A 16,955-nucleotide genomic window follows, 5' to 3' on the forward strand; every position below is an offset into this window, starting at 1 on the left:
CTAGGTGACCTGGTCGAACTCGGCGGTGATCTCCGCCTCCGGGGGATTTCCCAGGAGGCTGACCCCGACAATTGCGGCCAGGGAGAAGAGAAATCCCGGAACGATCTCGTAGAGATCAAAGATTCCCCCCGAAAGGTTATACCAGACGATAACTGTCAAGCCTCCTGCAACCAGCCCTGCCAGGGCTCCGTTCCGGGTCATGCGGCGCCAGAAAAGCGAGAGAATCACAATTGGGCCAAAGGTAGCGCCAAAGCCGCCCCAGGCGTAGCTTACCAGTCCCAGGACGGTGCTCTCGGGGTCCACAGCTATGAGCGACGCGATGATCGCCACGGCTATTACAGAAAAACGGCTGATCCAGACCAGCTCGGTCTGACTGGCCCGGTTTCGCAGGAGTACCGCATAGAGGTCTTCCGTGAGGGCGCTGGAAGTCACCAGTAACTGACTGTCGGCGGTGCTCATGATCGCCGCAAGGATAGCCGAGAGGAAGATCCCTGCCAGGAGGGGAGGAATGACTCCATCGATCAGATGGATGAAAATCTGCTCGGCGTTGGCGTCGGCAGGCATGAAGACCTCCCCCGAAGCGATGCCGATGAGACCCACCAGAACGGCTCCGGTAAGGCTTATCACAACCCAGGTCGAGGCAATTTTACGCGCCGGGGCAACCTCGTCGGCGCTGCGGATCGCCATGAACCGGGCCAGGATATGGGGTTGCCCGAAGTAGCCCAGGCCCCAGGCCAGGAGGGAGACGATGGCGATGATTCCCAGAGGGGAGCCGTCGGTGGCGGTGAAGATGTTCAGAAACTCCGGGTTGGCCAGACGAACCGCCTCGAAGGTTTCTCCCGGACCACCGGCGAGACCAAATCCGATAAAGGGCACGATGGTGATGGCAAAAAACATGAGGATTCCCTGGATGAAATCCGTCCAGGAGACCGCCGTGAACCCGCCCAGAAAGGTATACCCGATGATCACCACCACCCCGATCAGCAACCCCGTGGTGTAGGGCAGATTAAAGATAGCGCTGAAAAGGATCGCTCCGGCGACAAAGCCCGACGACGTGTAGACAAGAAAAAAGACGAGAATGAAGATCGACGAGACGATGCGCAGGATCCTGGTGCTATCCCGGAAACGGCTCTCGAAGTAGTCCGGCAGGGTGATGGAATCGCCGGAAATCTCGGTGTAGGTCCGAAGGCGTCGCGCCACGAAGCGCCAGTTCAGGTAGGTGCCCAGGGCGAGGCCGAAGGCGATCCAGAACGCTTCCAGCCCGGCCAGGTAGGCGTAGCCGGGCAGCCCCATGAGAAGCCAGCCGCTCATGTCCGAGGCTTGGGCGCTCAGGGAGGTGACCCAGTAATTGAGCTTGCGCCCCCCCAGAATATAGTCAGAGAGGTTTGTGGTGCGCCGGTAAAAGACGGCCCCCACGGCCATCATAAGCACGAGATATAATACAAACGTTACTACAATCGCCGGATTGGCCTCTGCCATGAACACCCCCTCTGATCTGTGCCGCCTGGTTTCGTTTTTCTTTCTGCCAAACCCTGATGAATGTATAGGTATGCAGAGAAACGAATACTATCGGGAGAGGATGGTCCGTTTCAACCCGAAGAATTCCGGGGAGTTCCCGGAGAGAGACCCCGAAAACAGAGCCCCGGTTCCTGCAGGACGACTCCTGGCCGCCGGGGAGCCAGCGCAACGGCGCTCCCGGGAGGGTAATCGCAGGTGTAATCGGTGTGGACCAGAAACTCCCGGTTCCTGAACTTCACCCGGTAGGTCAGGTCGTGGCCCCGGAACTCCCGGGAGGTTATCCGGGGCGGATCGTCGGGGGAGTTTGCTTCGGTGAGGGGCAGGAGCGTGAGGTGTTCCGGCCTGAGCGAGAGCAGGACCGACCCGTCCGTAGCGGGATGAATGGCTATCTCGCCCAGATCGGTCCGGGCTGTTGAGCCTGTGGCGGTGCCGCGCAGCAGGTTCGCCCTGCCCAGAAACTGCGCCACAAAGGCAGTCCGGGGATTCAGGTATATCTCTTCGGGGGTTCCTGTTTGCTCGAGCGTCCCCGCGTTCATCACGCCCAGGGTATCACAGAAGGAAAGGGCTTCCTCCTGATCGTGGGTAACCAGAATGGCGCTCATCTCGGCACATTTCAAAAGGGAGCGCACGTCGGCGCGGGTGCTTTCCCGAAGGGCCGCATCGAGGTTGGAGAAGGGCTCGTCCAGAAGGATCAGTTCCGGCTCGGCTGCCAGAGTTCGTGCCAGGGCTACTCGTTGCTGTTGTCCTCCCGAGAGTTCGTGGGGGAACCGGTGCTCTTCCCGGGAGAGCCCCACCAGGGCCAGAAGATCCCGGGCCCGGTTCTTTCGGAGGGGGCGCTTTTTCCGGTGCAGGGCAAAGATCACGTTGTCCAGGACCGTTTTGTTGGGAAAGAGCGCGTAGTCCTGGAAGACAAACCCGATCCTTCTCCGTTCCGGGGGAAGGGACGCTACGGAGGCGCCTTCCAGGAAGATCTCTCCCCCATCGGGAGGGGTGAACCCGGCGATCATGCGGAGTGTGGTGGTTTTTCCGCATCCGCTGGGTCCCAGCAGCCCCAGGATTTCTCCTGTTTTGAGCTGGAACGACACGTCATGCACCGCCGGAGGCGACGAAAGGTCGAATCGTTTTGTAAGGCCCTGTATTTCCAGGTGGTTCATGGAGATCCTCCTTGTGAAGGTTCGCGGGGTGATTGGTCCCGGGGTTGTGGAGATTCCCCGCGGATCATGAGGCCCACAAAAAGACTCGAGAAGAGAACGATCGCCGCCGCGTAGGGCGCTGCCTCGGCAAGAAGTGCCTCGGAGGTTCTTGAGAAAACGGCCGTGCTGAGGGTTGTGAACCCTGTGGGAGCCAGGAGAACCGCCAGGGGAAGTTCTTTCATGACCATGACAAAGACCAGCGTGAGGGCGGCGAAAATTCCCTTTCGCAAAAGCGGAAAGAGAGCCAGGAAAAAGGCAGCCGCCGGAGACCGTCCCATGCTTCGGGCAGCTTCTTCCAGATTTCTGGGGGCGGCCATGAGAGCGTTCCGGATTGGCCCTATTGCCAGGGCAAGGAAATTGAGGCCGTAGGTAATGACCAGGAGCGTTCTTGTCTGATAGAGACCGGGCACCGCCCGAAGCGAGAAAAATACCATGGCCAGGCCGAGCGCAAGGGGAGGCACGGCATAACCCGTGAAAGCGATCCGCTCTGCCGCGCGGGACCATCCTGAGGGGTATCGAACCCGGAGATACGCCAGGGGCACCGCTGCAGCGACAGCCACCAGGGCAGCTGGAAGAGCTGCCGAGACACTGTTCCCGAAGGCCGTAATAACGCGGGGAAGCTCTCCCCAGGGCGGTTGCAACCTCATCCAGTGGAGTAGTATGAGAGCTGGCAGCCCCACCGACGCCATCAGGATTGCCCCGACAAACAGGAGGGCTCCGGGCATCCACCAGCCCAGGGAAACCCGGTTAACTTGACGGGAGACGCCGGAGCCAACTCGGGCCAGGTGACGGTTTTTCAGGAACCAGGCTTCCAGAGCCAGGGGAAGGGCCGTGAGGGCCATGAGCATCAGCGCCAAAGCGGCTGCGTAGGAGCGGTCAAAGGCGCTGGCATATTGCGTATATATGGCAAAACTGAAGACCTCGAAGCGCATGAGCGCCACGGCACCAAAGTCTCCCAGAGTGTAAATCGATACTATCAGCGACCCGGCTATGAGCCCGGGCATGATCAGGGGAAGGGTAACCCGCAAAAAGACTCGCCAGGGACTATAGCCCAGGCTTCGGGCCGCTTCTTCCAGACCGGGGTCCAGAGAAAGAAAGGCCGAGCGAAGGTTAAGGAAGGTGTAGGGAAAGGCGTAGAGCGTCAGAGCGGTAGCTGCACCGGCCAGACCAGAGAGGCGTTGCAGGGGAAAGCCCAGGGAGGCGGCAAGCCCGTTCTGTCCGCCCAGACTGAGCAGGGCGTAGGCCATGACGTAGCCGGGCACCGCCAGGGGAAGCACCGCAGCAATGGTGATCGTTTTTGCTCCCGGCAGGTCTGTCCGTGTCAGCAACCAGGCCAGAGGGAGGGATATTGCTGTGGTGCCCGCAACGACAGCAGCTGTAAGTTGCAGGGTGTTGCGCAGGAGAATCCAGGAGCGCCCCCGCCAGATCAAGTCTGCCAGATGCCCCGGGTCTGCTTCGAGGGTTCGAAGCAGGAGATACCCCAGGGGCACCACCATGGCCAGAGCTATCATGCCAGGAGGCAGGTAGAGAAGGAATGGAGCCCTGGCGCTCCCCCGGGATCTCATGGTGTTTCTCCTTCCGGGGGAACTCTCAGAGAGCTCCGGCCCGGCGCATGATCGAGAGCGTCCCTTCCAGATCTTCCAGGGCATCCAGGTTGAGGCTGGGGCTTGCCTGGATAAGTCGCTGGAACGGTTCGAGTCGGGGATTTCGGCCAATTCCGTCGATCACGGGATATTCGTAAATTCGCGAGGTGAAGTATTCCTGGGCGCTGCGTTCAAGCAGGAACCGCAGGAATGCCTCGGCCCCGGAGCTGTTTTGTGCCGAATCAAGGATTCCGACTCCCGCCACGTTTACCAGGTTTCCGATGTCACCGTCGGTGAAAAAAGCTTGCTGTACGGGGAAATCGGGGTCTTCGGCAAGAAAGCGCAAGAGATAGTAGTGGTTGGTGATCCCCAGGGCTATCTCGCCTGCCCCAAGCGCTTCCAGGATCGCTGTGTTATTCCGATAGGACTGGGTCCCTTGGGAGATCATCTCCGAAAGCCACCGGGTTGTGGCTTCGTCGCCGTGAAGAGCTCTCATCCCCGAGAGGAACGATTGAAACGAGCCGTTCGTGGGAGCCCAGGCCACGCTGCCGGAGTATTCGGGGCGGGTGAGCTCGAAAACGGTCTCGGGCAGGGGAAGGTCTCCCAGGACCTGGGGGTTGTAGGCGATGACCCGGGCCCGTCCGCTGGTTGCTGCCCAGTCTCCGGAGCTGTTTCGGTACATCTCGGGAAGGTTTTTCAGGATATCCTCGGGCAGGGATCGAAAGAGGCCTCTCCGCGAGAGAGCCCCCAGGGCTCCCGCGTCCTGGGCCCAGAAGAGGTCTGCCGGTGAGCGGGTTCCCTCTTCCTGGATAAGAACGGCCAGTTCCGAGGTTCCTCCGAAGCGGGTGTGCACAACAATTCCTGTTTCCCTGGTGAACTCCTCGATCAGAGGGGCCACCAGACTCTCTCCCCGACCGGAATAAAGGGTTATGCTTTGGGATTGCTCCGATGAAGCGCGGGCAAAAAGCGGCGTGGCTGCTCCGAGACATAACAGGATACCCGCGAAGCTTCGGAGAAGCGGCAGGAAAATTTTTTGCCTTGTCATAGTCGGTACTCCTTGTGTGAAGACGAGGTAAAGTTAGGCAAGGCTACTTATTATTACTGTAAAAGTCAACTATCCGCAGAGGCCGGAGCGGCTCACGGAAGAACCCTGACGGAGGCTTGACGGGTCAATCTGTAATGATTACAATTTAATAGCTGTTACAATATTGATCTCATTATGGAGTGACCCATGGCCCGAACAAAAGACCTTTCCCAGACCATCTCCCGGGAGCTTCTGGAGGGGTTGCGCGTCGCCGGATACCGCCTGACCCCACAGCGAACCGCCGTCTGCGGGGCTCTGGCCAGGCGTGACGATCATCCCACTGCCCAGGCGTTGTACGAGGAGTTGAAACCGGATTTTACATCCTTGAGTCTCACCACGGTCTATCAGACTCTGGATGCCCTGGTGAAAATCGGACGGATTACCAGTTTGGGGTCTGCCGGAGACGATGCAATTCATTTTGAGGTGAACACCGCTCCTCATATCAATTTGGCTTGTCTCACCTGTCACCGCATTTGCGATCTCGAGAGTCAGGTGGTGCACAAATTGGAGGCGGAGGTTCAGGCTTCGGTGGGCTCCAAAGTTCTGAGCGGGCGGGTTGTCTATTACAGTGAGTGCCTGGAGTGCGAGGATCCCCGGGAGTGCCCGTACAACAAATCATCCTGTGCTGTTGGGGAGAAAAAAGCCGCAAACGTGACTGGCACGGGGAGTAGTTCATGAGCACAATCCATGATACTTCGGCTGAGGTTTCGCGATGTCCCGTGCCTCTGGAAGAGCGTTGCTGCTGTCTTGTCCTTCATCGGGTTGCCCGGGAGCGTTCGGGTATTCTCTCCCTGCGCTACGACACGGCGGCCCCGGGACTGGAAGTCCGCTACGATCCGGTTCAATTTGATCCTTCCCGGGAGGATGCGCTCTGGGATGATCTGGCCCACACGCTGAACGAACGGCGGGCTCTCTGCCGGGATCGGGAGCAACGGCAGCTCCGGCGCGGCTGCGGGTATTGTGTGCAACAGTTGCTGGCAAGCCAGCGTCGCGCCCGCCGGAAAGACCAGTGTGATTCCGCGACCTGTCCGGCCCTCTCGCTCCTGGGAGATGAGGCGGTGAGTTACCGGGGGGGAGTTATGACGATCTCTCCCCCCCGGTCCGACAGTGATTCGACTTCTGAACCGGAGGAGTGCCCTGGTGGCAAGCCGGTGGAGGAACGGGTGTTTCAGGTGAACCTCTCGCCCTGGCGAGACCGGGAGATCCCTTCGGAAGATCCGGTCGGTCCAGGCGATCCCGCGATGGCCTTTTCCCGGGAGCCTCTCTTTGTGGCGGTCAGTCTGGTTTCCCTCATCACGGGGGCTGTCCTGGAGAGGGTTCTCTCGCTGGGAGCTGTGCCAACGCTTCTTGCCTACGGAGTGTGCTACGCAGCGGGAGGGTATTTTGGCCTCCGGGCAGGTTTGGAAACCCTGAGGAACCGCAAGATCGACGTGGATCTCTTGATGGTTCTGGCTGCTCTGGGGGCCGCCGGCATCGGAGCACCCTTTGAGGGAGGGCTTCTGCTTTTCCTGTTTTCGCTCTCCAACGTCCTGCAGGATTACGCCCTGGATCGTACCAAAAATGCCATAAGAAGCCTTGCCCGGTTGCGCCCCGATTGTGCCTTTCTGGTGGCTGATCCCGAAGACCCCCGGGGGCAGCGTGTTCCTGTGGAGTCGGTCCGGGTAGGCCAGTACATTCAGGTTCGTCCCGGTGAACGGATTCCCCTGGACGGAATGGTCCTGAAAGGAGCCAGCGGGGTCGATCAGTCCAGCGTGACCGGGGAATCGATCCCTGTGGAGAAAGGGCCCGGCGATGAAGTCCTGGCAGGAACGATAAATCAGGACGGCGCCCTGATTCTTGAGGTCCGAAAGACCAGCTCCGAATCTACCATAGCCAGAGTTATCACTCTGGTGGAGGAGGCTCGAGAGAACCAGGCAAAAACCGAGCGTTTTTTGGAGCGGTTTGAGCAAATTTATGCCCTGGGGGTCATCGTGGCCACCCTGGCGGCGGCATCTGTGCCGATTCTCTTTCTGGCGATGTCCTGGCAAGAGAGTGTCTACAAGGCAATTACCTTCATGGTCGCTGCCAGCCCTTGTGCACTGATCATAAGCACCCCCGCCTCGATTCTTTCGGCCATCGGCAACGGTGCCCGGCGGGGGATCCTCTTTAAAGGGGGGGTGCACGTGGAGCAGGCGGGAACCATATCGGTGGTGGCCTTCGACAAGACCGGGACCCTCACCGAGGGCCGACCCCGCCTGAGCGATGTTCTTTCCGTGAGCGAACTCTCCCGCCAGGAGGTTCTGCGAATCGCCGCAGCCCTGGAAGCTCAAAGCGAGCATGTGATTGCTGCGGCTGTGGTGGAGGCGGCCCGGGATCAGGGGCTGGATATTCCTCCGGTTGAGGGGTTTCGTAACGAGGCGGGAATCGGTGTCAGGGGTATGGTGGAAGGAGTGTTCGTACAACTGGGGAGCCCCGGGTCGTTTGAGGACGTGGAGATCCCGTCTTGGGAACGAAGCCGTTTGCACGAGCGGGTTCAGGAGCTGGAAGATCAGGCAAAGACGGCGATCGTCCTGCGTACAGTCGGGGACAATTCCAGACCTCTAGGTGTTCTTGCCGTACAGGACCGCCTGCGACCCGAGGCTCCTGCTGTTGTAAAAGAGCTTCGTCGGGCAGGGGTGAGCCGCGTGGTGATGCTCACCGGCGACAACGCCCGCACCGCTGCAGCAATTTCCGCCGAGGCCGGTGTGGATCAGGTCTACTCCGAGTTGATGCCCGAAGACAAGCTTGCGGTAATTCACCAGATTCAGCGGGACCTGGGACCTGTGGCCATGGTGGGCGATGGTGTAAACGACGCTCCGGCTCTGGCCGGGGCGCGGCTGGGGATCGCCATGGGAGCAGCTGGAACCGATGTCGCCCTGGATACGGCCGATGTGGTGTTGCTTTCGGACAAGCTTGAAAATATTCCGTACCTTATCGCCTTGAGCCGGGCAACCCGCCGGACGCTGGTGACGAATCTCTCGGTGGCTCTGGCCCTGATTCTCATGATGGCCACTGCGGTGTATACCATTGACTTGCCCCTTCCCCTGGCGGTGGTTGGTCACGAGGGGGGGACGGTGCTGGTCTCGCTGAACGGATTGCGGCTCCTTTTTTTCCGGTATCGCCGGTAATCAGGGGCACCGCCACTAATCAGGTGGCGCCTCCGGTGATCAGGGCGCCCGGGGAATCGAAGAAACCGATCGAAGGAAAGGAAAGACAGATATGGATGGAACACGACGGGCTGCTATCAGAACCGGCCAGCATGTGGCGGTGGTCCAGAAGCACCACCAGGCCACGGGAGAACTCACCGAGGGAATTGTAGAGCGCATTCTTACCAAATCGGCCACGCACCCCCACGGGATCAAGGTAAAGCTCAGCTCCGGCGAGGTGGGACGGGTCAAGCAGTGTCTGGACTGAGGGGTTCTGCCTAATCCGGGGGCTGAGCTTGAGGCCTCCTCAGCTCTCCCGGAAGTTCTTCATGCTGCCCTTTCTCCCTGGCCGAAGGCATAACTCCGGAGGCATAACTCCGGAGGATCGTTATCGGCCAGAAACTACGGAGCGTTCCACACAGAACCGTCTCTGATGTACTACACTTTTAGCAGGGGGTGTTAGAGCGCTTTTGTCTTATGCCCAGATGCTCTGGTTTTAAACAGGGAGGCGATTATGAAGGGCTTTCGAAGCTTGCGGGCGCGTATGGCGGTACTGTTCGGCGGGGCAGCGGCAGTCCTGCTTCTGATAATGGCTGTAGTGTTGCTCAGTCAGGTGCAGCTTGTTCAAAGGCGCACCATCGATAGCCTTACCAGCGATGTAGTTGCCGCGCGATCGGCTGAAATCAGTCGCTGGGTGCAGGGGCACGTGAACGAGATTCGCGGCTACAGTAATCTCGATATTGTCCGCGGGGCAGATCGTGATATTGTAGAGGAGTATCTGCGCGGACGGCACAAATCACTCAATCCGGAGCACGATTTTGTGTTTTTCAGTGATCTTGAGGGAAACGCCCCGACAAGCCACGGTGTTGTAGCTAACGTCAGTGAGCGGGATTATTTTCGGGACATCGTCCATGAAGGACAGCCCCTGGCGGTGAGCAACGCAATTATCAGCCTGGCCGATGGTTCTGCCATTGTGGCGGTTGCACACGAAGTTCGTGACCACGATGGGGAGCTGGCGGGAGTTTTCGGGGGAGTGATAACCCTGGATATAGTATCCCGGGTAGTATCAGAGATACAGTTTGGTGAGGGCGGGTACGGTTTTGTTGTGGATGGATCAGGGCTGGTAGTCGGTCATCCCGATGCTGATCTTCGGATGCAGCTGAATGTGCTCGATGCACCCCGGTACGATGGTCTCGAATTGATCGGGGAGAAAATGCAGCGGGGTCTCGGAGGAGTGATGGACTACCGGACCCCCGAGGGGACCCGGTACCATGCGGTTTTCTCCCCTGTGGCCGATACACCGGGCTGGTCCGTGGCCTTTGCCATTCCCCATTCTGACATGAATGCCGCTTTCATGAATATTGCCCGTATATTTGTGGGGCTTCTGCTGGTGGCGGTGACCATCATGATTATCATTTCGCTGGTCATTGCGAAGCATGTATCGTCCCCGCTGCAATCGGCGGTTTCGATGGCTGGTTTTGTTTCCGATGGTGATCTTGTGAGCGATCTGTCAAACGATTTCTCCCGACGCCGGGATGAGATCGGTAATCTTGTGGGTGCCCTGAACACCATGAAGTACAAATTGCTGGAAATAGTTCAGGGCATCAGGAAATCTGCTTCGGCTGTTAGCTCGGGCAGCTTCGGGCTCCGGGATGCCTCAAAAAATCTGGCTGATGGTTCGGAGCAGCTGGCAATTACGGCGCAGCAGTTAAGTCAGGATACAAGCCAGCAGGCCGCATCGGTTGAGGAAATATCTGCGTCGATGGAGGAGATGGCCTCCAACATTCAGCAGAGTGCGGAGAACGCCCAGGCGACTGAGCAGATCGCTCTCCAGGCTGCTACTGAGGCCGGGGACGCCGGGACATCGGTGGCAGGGACGCTGGAAGCCATGAAACAGATAGCCGAGAAGATCGTGATAATCGAGGATATCGCCCGCGAGACCAATATGCTTTCGCTGAATGCTGCGATTGAGGCTGCCCGGGCCGGGGAGCATGGCAAGGGTTTCGCCGTTGTTGCCGCTCAGGTCCGTAAACTGGCCGAGAACTCCAGTATTGCCGCCAAGGAAATCAGCACCCTCTCCCTGACCTCCGTCCAGGTAGCCGAGAAAGCGGTGGCCATGCTCGACCAGCTTGCTCCGAATATCCGGAAAACGGCAGAGCTGGTGCAGGAGATATCCTCGTCCAATCGGGAGATGAGCTCGGGTGCCCGGCAGGTGAGTGATGCGATTAACCAGCTGGACCAGGTTGTTCAGCGTAACGCTGCTTCTGCTGAAGAGCTGGCCAGCACCAGTGAAGAGCAATCTTCGCAGGTGCAGGAAATGGCCACGACCGCAGGGGAACTATTGGTCCAGGCAGACCAGCTGGAGGAAATTGTGGCCTTCTTCAAGGTTGCTGCCGAAGCGCACCGGCCGGTGGCTGAGCTGGAGTTCACTCCCCCGGGGAATCAGTTGCAGGGGTGAACCTGCGGTTCCCGCACCCGGCCGCCTCTCCTCCGGGATAGCCCCGGCAGAGGCTCCCGGGGGGAGCTGTGTTCCCCCGGACGCTGGCTATTGGCCCCCGGACCCGGCTACTGGATCAGGGAGTTCAGGAGATTGTCGTCCCGTCTCCAGCGGGGGCGCACCTTTACCTGTAGAGCGAGGCGCACCGGCATGGGGAAGATGCGGCCCAGAATCTTCTGGGATTCCCTGCGGATCTCCGTGATCGTGGCGGCTCCTTTCCCTACCAGAATACCCTGCTGGGTGGGGCGTTCAACAAAGATGAAGACCCGGGCCCAGAGGTATTTGGGGCGTTGTTCCAGGTCGGCCACCTCCACGTAGATCGCGTGGGGGACCTCCTGCCGGGTCCGCAGGATTGCCTGTTCCCGCACGATCTCGGCGATGCGGAACTGGGGGGGCTGATCGGTATAGTGATCACCGGGGTACCAGGGCTGCCCTTCGGGCAAAAGGGGAAAGATCGCTGCCAGGAGATCCTCTATCTCCCGGGGGCGGGACCCATCCTCTGTTGCCTCTTCCTGGAGTCCGCCCGTCTGGAATCGGGGGAGATCTGCCAGGGCATGGGTTGTCAGGAACTCCACAATCCGGGCGGGATTGCTTTCGGGATGATCCATCTTGGTGAGCAGGATGATTCGCGGCACGTCCAGGGAAGAGGCAAGCTGCGCAACGGCCTCTTCTTCCTCGCCGGGGAGGCGGGTGGTGTCCACCGTGTAGATCAGGGCGTCGCAATCTTCCAGCGACTCTGTCACCAGATCGCGCATGCGGAGGTTGATCTTTTTTTCGGCCTGGTGAAGGCCTGGCGTATCCAGAAAGACGATCTGGCCTCGCTCCTCCGTGTAGATTCCCCGGATGGTGTTGCGTGTCGTCTGGGGTACGGGCGAGACGATGGAGATCTTTTCGCCACAAACTCTGTTGATCAGAGTGGACTTTCCCGTGGAGGGGCGCCCCAGGACCACTACAAACCCGCTTTTTCCGCTTTCGCTATTCATTGTACACTCGTTTCTGTTGCTCTTTGCATCTATCCCTCATTTAATAGTATATTCACGGGGAAAGTACAATTGCAGAAATACCACATTATACGGAGATATTCATGCCGAATTCCAACATCAATCAGTGCTGTGACCAGGAGGGGGCCGACAAGGACTCCCGGGAAAACAACCGGGATCAGCCGCCGCTCCTGGATCGAATGCTCAAGACTCGTACCATCCTCATTTCCGGCGAGATCAACAAGGACCTGGCCGAGCGGGTGGTCCGGCAGCTCCTGATCCTGGAACAGGAGGGGGACGATCCGATTCGGGTCTTTATCGATTCTCCCGGTGGCGATGCCGATGCGGGGTACGGCATCTTTGATACCATTCGCTTTGTAACCCCCCAGGTCTGGACCGTGGGAATCGGCCTTGTCGCCAGCGCAGGCGCTCTGATTCTTCTGGCTGCCGAGAAAGAGCGCCGTCTGGCCTTTCCCAACTCCCATTATCTTATTCACCAGCCTCTCTCGGGAATTCGGGGTGTTGCTACGGATATCGAGATTCATGCCCGGGAGATCGAAAAGATGCGTGGCCGGATCAACCTGCTGATCTCCCAGGAGACGGGGAAGCCCCTGGAGCAGGTCGAGAAAGACACCGATCGTGATTACTGGATGGGCGCTGAAGACGCCGTAGAGTACGGACTGGTCTCGAGGATTGTGACACACCGCTCGGAGATGTAGCGGATCTTTTCGCAGGCCTGGCTCCGGGGCACGGAGGATGTTTCGGTGGCAAGGTCGGTGGGGAGGCCTGCCCGGGAGATCGGGGTGAGACTTTTCCCCGAAGGGTGAAGCACCGATCCTCCCCGGGGTGTCTCGCCGGGTATGAAGGTATGTACACGGTTAAAGCACCTGACCGGGCGCTTTCGGGGGGTCTCCTGGGGCTGTATCCTGCTTGGGCCCGCCCTGGCCACAGCCTTGGGGTGTCTGCTGATCCTGCCCGATGATGACACCATCACCATTCTTTCCTGGAATATAGAAAACCTCTTTGACGCGGTCGATCAGGGGTCAGAGTATCATCAGTTCACCTCTGCCGGTGGCTGGACGGAGCGGGATTACCACCGGCGAAAGGAACGGATAGCCCAGGCTCTGCAGGCGTTGCGTCCCCGGCCGGATATTTTTATCTTTCTGGAGATCGAAAACAGGGAGGTTCTGGATGATCTCATGGACCGGCACCTGGTGGATGTCCACGCTCCCTACCGCGTCTTTGCCAAGGGGCCCGGGGCCGCTATCGGGATCGGCGTTGCCTCGCGGTACCCCATTCGGGATGCCCGAACACACCTGGCCCGGGCAGGGGAGTTTCCCCCGCTGCGGCCCGTGGTGGAAACCAGGATCGATCTGGCCGGAACAGATCTGGTGATTTTCAGCAACCACTGGAAGAGTAAACGCGGTGGCGCTCCGGCCACAGAACCTCTGCGCCGCGCCTCAGCGCAACTTCTGGCAGCGCGGGTAGAGCAGCTGTATCGGGAGGAGCCCGATCTGTCCCTTCTGGTAGCGGGAGATTTCAACGAGCGTCCCCTGGAGTTCGAGCTCTCGGGGAGATCCTACCCCACGGCTTTGATGCCTGCCCGGGAGCTTCTGGCTCTGGCCCGGGAACTGGCCGCCGGAGAGGGTAATCACCCGTCCTGGGTTACTCCGGAGTGGATTCGTGAGGGCGATCACCTCATCTGGGACTCCTCGGCCAGGGAAGCGATCCTGAGCAGTTCTCTCCTGGATCGCCCCGTTTTTGTAAACCTTTGGGAAGACATAGACGCGCCGGGATCGTTTTATTTTATCAACCGTTGGGAGCGAATCGACAGCATGTTTCTCTCGCCCTCGCTCTTTTCCCAGGATAGTGCCCTGCGATTTTCTGCCTTTTCCGTGCCCTGTCCTCGTGACGGTTGCGACTCCCGGGGACGGCCCTTGAGCTGGGAGGATGACCCCCGGGGGGTCTCGGATCACTTGCCGCTGTTGCTCACGCTGATTCGATCCCCTTGAGGTTCAGCTCTGTCGGGGTTAGCCCTTTGGGGGGGCCAGACACCGGCAGCGAGTAGTTGGGCCGAGACCGCTTCGGCCCAGCCCCGGTTTGCTGCAGGCGAGGCCGGGCTGGGGTGCAGGATCTGGACAACCTCCGGTGCGGGATTTTGAACCTCCGGGCGTGGGGGAATCCCTTTCAGGCGGGCTGTTGCAAAAGCTCCTACTCCAACGAGATAGCGTGGTTTCAGAACCTGAAGGCTATCGGTCAGGGCCCGAAGGCAGGCCTCTTCCAGGGCGGTGCGGTATGTTGCCGGCAGCTTGTCCGGGGTGATATTGCGGCCGCTTTCTGCCATGAAGACCAGGGGACAGAAGTTCAAGACCAGGAGATTCTGGAAGCATTCCCGGGCCGTGCCGTAGGTTTCCTGCATCAGTCCCCAGAGGCGCCGTCCGCTTACCTCGCTGCGGGTGCAGGAAAACCCCTCGATTGGCCGCTTGGGGTGGGGAGTCCGGGGCTGTTGCACCGGGGCGCTAATTCCCATCCAGTCCCGGACAGCGGCGATTTCCCCGAAGGGAACTCCCGTTTGGGCCATTCCCCAGGGGCCGGGGTTCATCCCCAGAAAGACGATCTGTCTTGGCCCTGTACAAAATCGTGTAAGGTATTCCCTCCAGGGAGCGTCGGCGTATTCCAGAGGGTTATACAAGGCTGCCACGTCGGGCAGGGCTTCCATTATTTCCCGGGAGAGGAGGGCCAGTTCCTCCGAAAGACGGCGGTAGCGGTTGTATATTACCAGCCCTGGTGATTCGGGGCTCTTTGCCTCGTTGATATTTTCCTCACAGATTTCTGCCATAGCTGACCACTCTAGGGTGGGAGAAGGTTCTTGCACAACCGCACCGGGGCGAGTACAGTTTGCCGATGCAGGATTTTCTGGTAACGTCGAGGGTCGTCGCCGTCTTTGCTCCGCCCGCGCCTGACGATGCGGTCTGGGCTGCGGCGATCCTGGTGGATGAGGGGTTTCCCCTGGTCGAGATAACCTTTCGCAACGAGGCTGCCCGGGATAATATCGAGGCCCTGGTCCGGAAGGTGCCGGAAGCGGTGGTCGGGGCCGGGACAGTCCTTACCCGGGAGCAGGCCGAGGTCGCCTGTGCTGCGGGGGCTCGCTTTCTGGTTTCTCCCGGTTTGGCTCCGGATGTGGGTTCTTTTGCCGATCAGAAAGGGATTCCCTATATCCCGGGGGTCTTTACGCCCTCGGAGGTGCAGGTTGCGCTTGCCCAGGGGCGACGGATTCTCAAGTTCTTTCCCGCCGAGGCTGGGGGCGGACCGAATCTCATAAAGGCCCTGGCGCCGGTTTACCCCCAGGTTTCGTTTATTCCCACCGGGGGGATAGGCCTTCATAATCTCGCGTCCTATTTGTGCCTTCCTTCGGTGATCGCCTGCGGGGGGAGTTTTCTGGTTCCTTCCGGGGCAGTGCGTGAACGAGACGAGACTGCTCTGCGGGAGGCAGCCCGTCAGCTGAGGGGGCTGCTGAATGCCCTGGATGAACCTTCGGCGTGCGAGCAGCGCCATGGTTGATCTGCCTGTAGCCCGTGCCGGGGAGTCCTGGCGGGAGACGCTGGACAGAACCGCTCTGGTCCCCCGGGGCTTTGGCTTCTTCCGGCGGAGGCTCTCCTTTGTACCCGTTGAGCGCCCGGCGTCGCAACCCTGCGAGATGAACCTGGCCTGGTTGCACAATCAGGGTCCAGAGTACTCGGCTGCTGCGGTGACCACCTCAAACCGCTTTCCCGGGGCTCCCGTGGTTCTCACCCGGGAGCGACTCGCCCGGGGTGTGGTGCGGGCAATTCTGGTGAACACCAAAGTGGCGAACGTAGCGGCGCCGGGAGGGCTCGAGACGGCACGCCGGGTTGCTGCTGCGGCGGCTGAAGCCTTCTCTCTTCCCCGGGAGGAAGTCCTCTCGGTCTCCACGGGGGTTATCGGATGGGGTCTTCCCCTGGAAGAGATGCTCCGGGAAATACCCTCTCTCTCCCAAGGAGCCTGTGGAGCCGGTGGCTTTGCCGAGGCGATCATGACCACCGACCGATATCCCAAAGCCGCATGGACTTCCCTGGACCCTGATGGTCCAGATCCTGATGGTCCAGATCGTGATGGTACAGATCGTGATGGTACAGATCGTGATGGCACAGATGCCTGTGGCGGACCGGTCATTCTGGGTGTTGCCAAGGGAGCCGGCATGATCGAGCCCCACTTGGCCACGATGCTCGCCTTCTTTGTCACCGACGCAGCGGTTCCGCCGGACATGCTTGACCGGGTGCTCCGACGGGTAACAGAAAAAAGCTTCAACCGCCTCTCCGTGGACAGCGATCAGAGCACCAGCGACATGGTGGTGGCCCTGGCCAACGGCGCTTCGGGGTGTTCTGTTGGTGAGGCCGAGCTTGAGGCGGCCTGGCAGCCCCTGGCAGACCGGCTGGCGCTGGAGATTGTGCGAAACGGCGAGGGGACATCCCACGTGATCGAAGTCGTTTTGAAAGGCTTTCCTTCATCTTCCCTGGCCGGCAATGTGGGGCGCCACGTGGTAAACTCACCCCTGGTGAAGACGGCGATCTTCGGAAACGATCCCAACGTGGGAAGAATACTCATGGCCCTGGGCGACGGGTTATCCCGCTATGACCGGGAAGGTATTATGGACACCTCCAGGCTGGTGATGACCATCGCCGGTCGGGAGGTCTATCGCCAGGGGGCCTTTCTTCTGGACCAGGAGACGGAGGAGTTGCTCTGCGCGTCCCTGCGTGCTACGGCGATGGACCCCGTGCTCGCAGGAGTTCCCCAGGATCGGGGAACTGTACGGATCGTTCTTGACTTTCCCGGAGATGACCGGGAGGATGTCCGGGTGATTGGAAGCGACCTGAGCGACGAATATCTGCGGGTCAATGCCGATTACCGGACGTGATCA

14 protein-coding genes are annotated in these 16,955 nt (G+C 59.9%); 8 read left to right on the plus strand and 6 right to left on the minus strand.

The genetic code is table 11. The features are described 5' to 3' along the window. The 4 genes from putP to BW950_RS09790 form a co-directional block, all read right to left on the minus strand. A complete protein-coding gene (gene putP, locus BW950_RS09775; protein WP_076489123.1) occupies window positions 1-1,479 on the minus strand; it encodes a sodium/proline symporter PutP in 1,479 nt (492 codons plus the stop codon). A gap of 110 nt (window positions 1,480-1,589) precedes the next feature. Beyond that, on the minus strand, window positions 1,590-2,672 hold the full coding sequence (locus tag BW950_RS09780; RefSeq protein ID WP_200796817.1) for an ABC transporter ATP-binding protein: 1,083 nt from the start codon (window positions 2,670-2,672) through the stop codon (window positions 1,590-1,592). Beyond that, window positions 2,669-4,276 (minus strand): ABC transporter permease, encoded by a 1,608-nt coding sequence (locus BW950_RS09785; protein WP_076489124.1) that lies wholly within the window; start codon window positions 4,274-4,276, stop codon window positions 2,669-2,671. Before BW950_RS09785 ends, BW950_RS09780 begins: the two co-directional genes overlap by 4 nt. Before the next feature lie 25 nt (window positions 4,277-4,301). Continuing rightward, window positions 4,302-5,339 carry an iron ABC transporter substrate-binding protein gene (locus BW950_RS09790; RefSeq protein WP_076489125.1) on the minus strand — a complete coding sequence of 346 codons (1,038 nt, stop codon included), beginning with the start codon at window positions 5,337-5,339 and terminating at the stop codon, window positions 4,302-4,304. 186 nt (window positions 5,340-5,525) lie between these two features. Between BW950_RS09790 and BW950_RS09795 the strand changes: the two genes are divergently transcribed. The 4 genes from BW950_RS09795 to BW950_RS09810 all read left to right on the plus strand — a co-directional run bounded on the left by BW950_RS09795 (window position 5,526) and on the right by BW950_RS09810 (window position 11,000). Then, window positions 5,526-6,056 carry a Fur family transcriptional regulator gene (locus tag BW950_RS09795; RefSeq protein ID WP_076489126.1) on the plus strand — a complete coding sequence of 177 codons (531 nt, stop codon included), beginning with the start codon at window positions 5,526-5,528 and terminating at the stop codon, window positions 6,054-6,056. Continuing rightward, the gene (locus BW950_RS09800; protein ID WP_076489127.1) at window positions 6,053-8,524 is read left to right on the plus strand and encodes a heavy metal translocating P-type ATPase; all 2,472 of its coding nucleotides are present in this window, start codon (window positions 6,053-6,055) and stop codon (window positions 8,522-8,524) included. The genes BW950_RS09795 and BW950_RS09800 overlap by 4 nt, the downstream gene beginning before the upstream one ends. A 91-nt stretch (window positions 8,525-8,615) precedes the next feature. Next, window positions 8,616-8,810, plus strand: a complete 195-nt coding sequence (locus tag BW950_RS09805) for a YwbE family protein (protein WP_076489128.1) — start codon at window positions 8,616-8,618, stop codon at window positions 8,808-8,810. A 246-nt stretch (window positions 8,811-9,056) separates the two neighbouring features. Further along, window positions 9,057-11,000, plus strand: coding sequence for a methyl-accepting chemotaxis protein (locus BW950_RS09810; RefSeq protein ID WP_076489129.1), 1,944 nt, complete (start codon window positions 9,057-9,059; stop codon window positions 10,998-11,000). Between the two features lie 107 nt (window positions 11,001-11,107). Here BW950_RS09810 and era read toward each other — a convergent pair whose 3' ends face one another. Continuing rightward, entirely contained in the window at window positions 11,108-12,022 is a 915-nt protein-coding gene (gene era / locus BW950_RS09815) for a GTPase Era (protein WP_076489130.1), read from the minus strand. A 101-nt stretch (window positions 12,023-12,123) separates the two neighbouring features. On the opposite strand from era, the gene BW950_RS09820 reads away from it, so the two are divergent. Together BW950_RS09820 and BW950_RS09825 are read left to right on the plus strand one after the other, a co-directional pair. After that, window positions 12,124-12,738, plus strand: a complete 615-nt coding sequence (locus tag BW950_RS09820; protein ID WP_076489131.1) for an ATP-dependent Clp protease proteolytic subunit — start codon at window positions 12,124-12,126, stop codon at window positions 12,736-12,738. A 141-nt stretch (window positions 12,739-12,879) separates the two neighbouring features. Continuing rightward, window positions 12,880-14,031, plus strand: coding sequence for an endonuclease/exonuclease/phosphatase family protein (locus tag BW950_RS09825; RefSeq protein WP_076489132.1), 1,152 nt, complete (start codon window positions 12,880-12,882; stop codon window positions 14,029-14,031). Here BW950_RS09825 and BW950_RS09830 read toward each other — a convergent pair. Next, on the minus strand, window positions 13,992-14,858 hold the full coding sequence (locus tag BW950_RS09830) for a uracil-DNA glycosylase family protein (RefSeq protein WP_200796818.1): 867 nt from the start codon (window positions 14,856-14,858) through the stop codon (window positions 13,992-13,994). The two genes, BW950_RS09825 and BW950_RS09830, sit on opposite strands and share 40 nt — an antisense overlap. Before the next feature lie 65 nt (window positions 14,859-14,923). Here BW950_RS09830 and BW950_RS09835 point away from each other — a divergent pair, with 65 nt between their 5' ends. Then, on the plus strand, window positions 14,924-15,580 hold the full coding sequence (locus BW950_RS09835; RefSeq protein ID WP_076489133.1) for a bifunctional 4-hydroxy-2-oxoglutarate aldolase/2-dehydro-3-deoxy-phosphogluconate aldolase: 657 nt from the start codon (window positions 14,924-14,926) through the stop codon (window positions 15,578-15,580). Further along, window positions 15,537-16,952, plus strand: a complete 1,416-nt coding sequence (locus BW950_RS09840) for a bifunctional ornithine acetyltransferase/N-acetylglutamate synthase (RefSeq protein ID WP_083943910.1) — start codon at window positions 15,537-15,539, stop codon at window positions 16,950-16,952. The genes BW950_RS09835 and BW950_RS09840 overlap by 44 nt, the downstream gene beginning before the upstream one ends. The last annotated feature ends 3 nt before the right edge of the window (window positions 16,953-16,955 follow it).

Source organism: Alkalispirochaeta americana, from assembly GCF_900156105.1.
In the GTDB taxonomy this organism is placed as follows: domain Bacteria; phylum Spirochaetota; class Spirochaetia; order DSM-27196; family Alkalispirochaetaceae; genus Alkalispirochaeta; species Alkalispirochaeta americana.

Bases quoted from the DNA above. Each gene is read 5' to 3' on its own strand.
- putP (WP_076489123.1), bottom strand. From the start codon at position 1,479: ATGGCAGAGGCCAATCCGGCGATTGTAGTAACGTTTGTATTATATCTC.
- BW950_RS09780 (WP_200796817.1), bottom strand. From the start codon at position 2,672: ATGAACCACCTGGAAATACAGGGCCTTACAAAACGATTCGACCTTTCG.
- BW950_RS09785 (WP_076489124.1), bottom strand. From the start codon at position 4,276: ATGAGATCCCGGGGGAGCGCCAGGGCTCCATTCCTTCTCTACCTGCCT.
- BW950_RS09790 (WP_076489125.1), bottom strand. From the start codon at position 5,339: ATGACAAGGCAAAAAATTTTCCTGCCGCTTCTCCGAAGCTTCGCGGGT.
- BW950_RS09795 (WP_076489126.1), top strand. From the start codon at position 5,526: ATGGCCCGAACAAAAGACCTTTCCCAGACCATCTCCCGGGAGCTTCTG.
- BW950_RS09800 (WP_076489127.1), top strand. From the start codon at position 6,053: ATGAGCACAATCCATGATACTTCGGCTGAGGTTTCGCGATGTCCCGTG.
- BW950_RS09805 (WP_076489128.1), top strand. From the start codon at position 8,616: ATGGATGGAACACGACGGGCTGCTATCAGAACCGGCCAGCATGTGGCG.
- BW950_RS09810 (WP_076489129.1), top strand. From the start codon at position 9,057: ATGAAGGGCTTTCGAAGCTTGCGGGCGCGTATGGCGGTACTGTTCGGC.
- era (WP_076489130.1), bottom strand. From the start codon at position 12,022: ATGAATAGCGAAAGCGGAAAAAGCGGGTTTGTAGTGGTCCTGGGGCGC.
- BW950_RS09820 (WP_076489131.1), top strand. From the start codon at position 12,124: ATGCCGAATTCCAACATCAATCAGTGCTGTGACCAGGAGGGGGCCGAC.
- BW950_RS09825 (WP_076489132.1), top strand. From the start codon at position 12,880: ATGAAGGTATGTACACGGTTAAAGCACCTGACCGGGCGCTTTCGGGGG.
- BW950_RS09830 (WP_200796818.1), bottom strand. From the start codon at position 14,858: ATGGCAGAAATCTGTGAGGAAAATATCAACGAGGCAAAGAGCCCCGAA.
- BW950_RS09835 (WP_076489133.1), top strand. From the start codon at position 14,924: ATGCAGGATTTTCTGGTAACGTCGAGGGTCGTCGCCGTCTTTGCTCCG.
- BW950_RS09840 (WP_083943910.1), top strand. From the start codon at position 15,537: ATGCCCTGGATGAACCTTCGGCGTGCGAGCAGCGCCATGGTTGATCTG.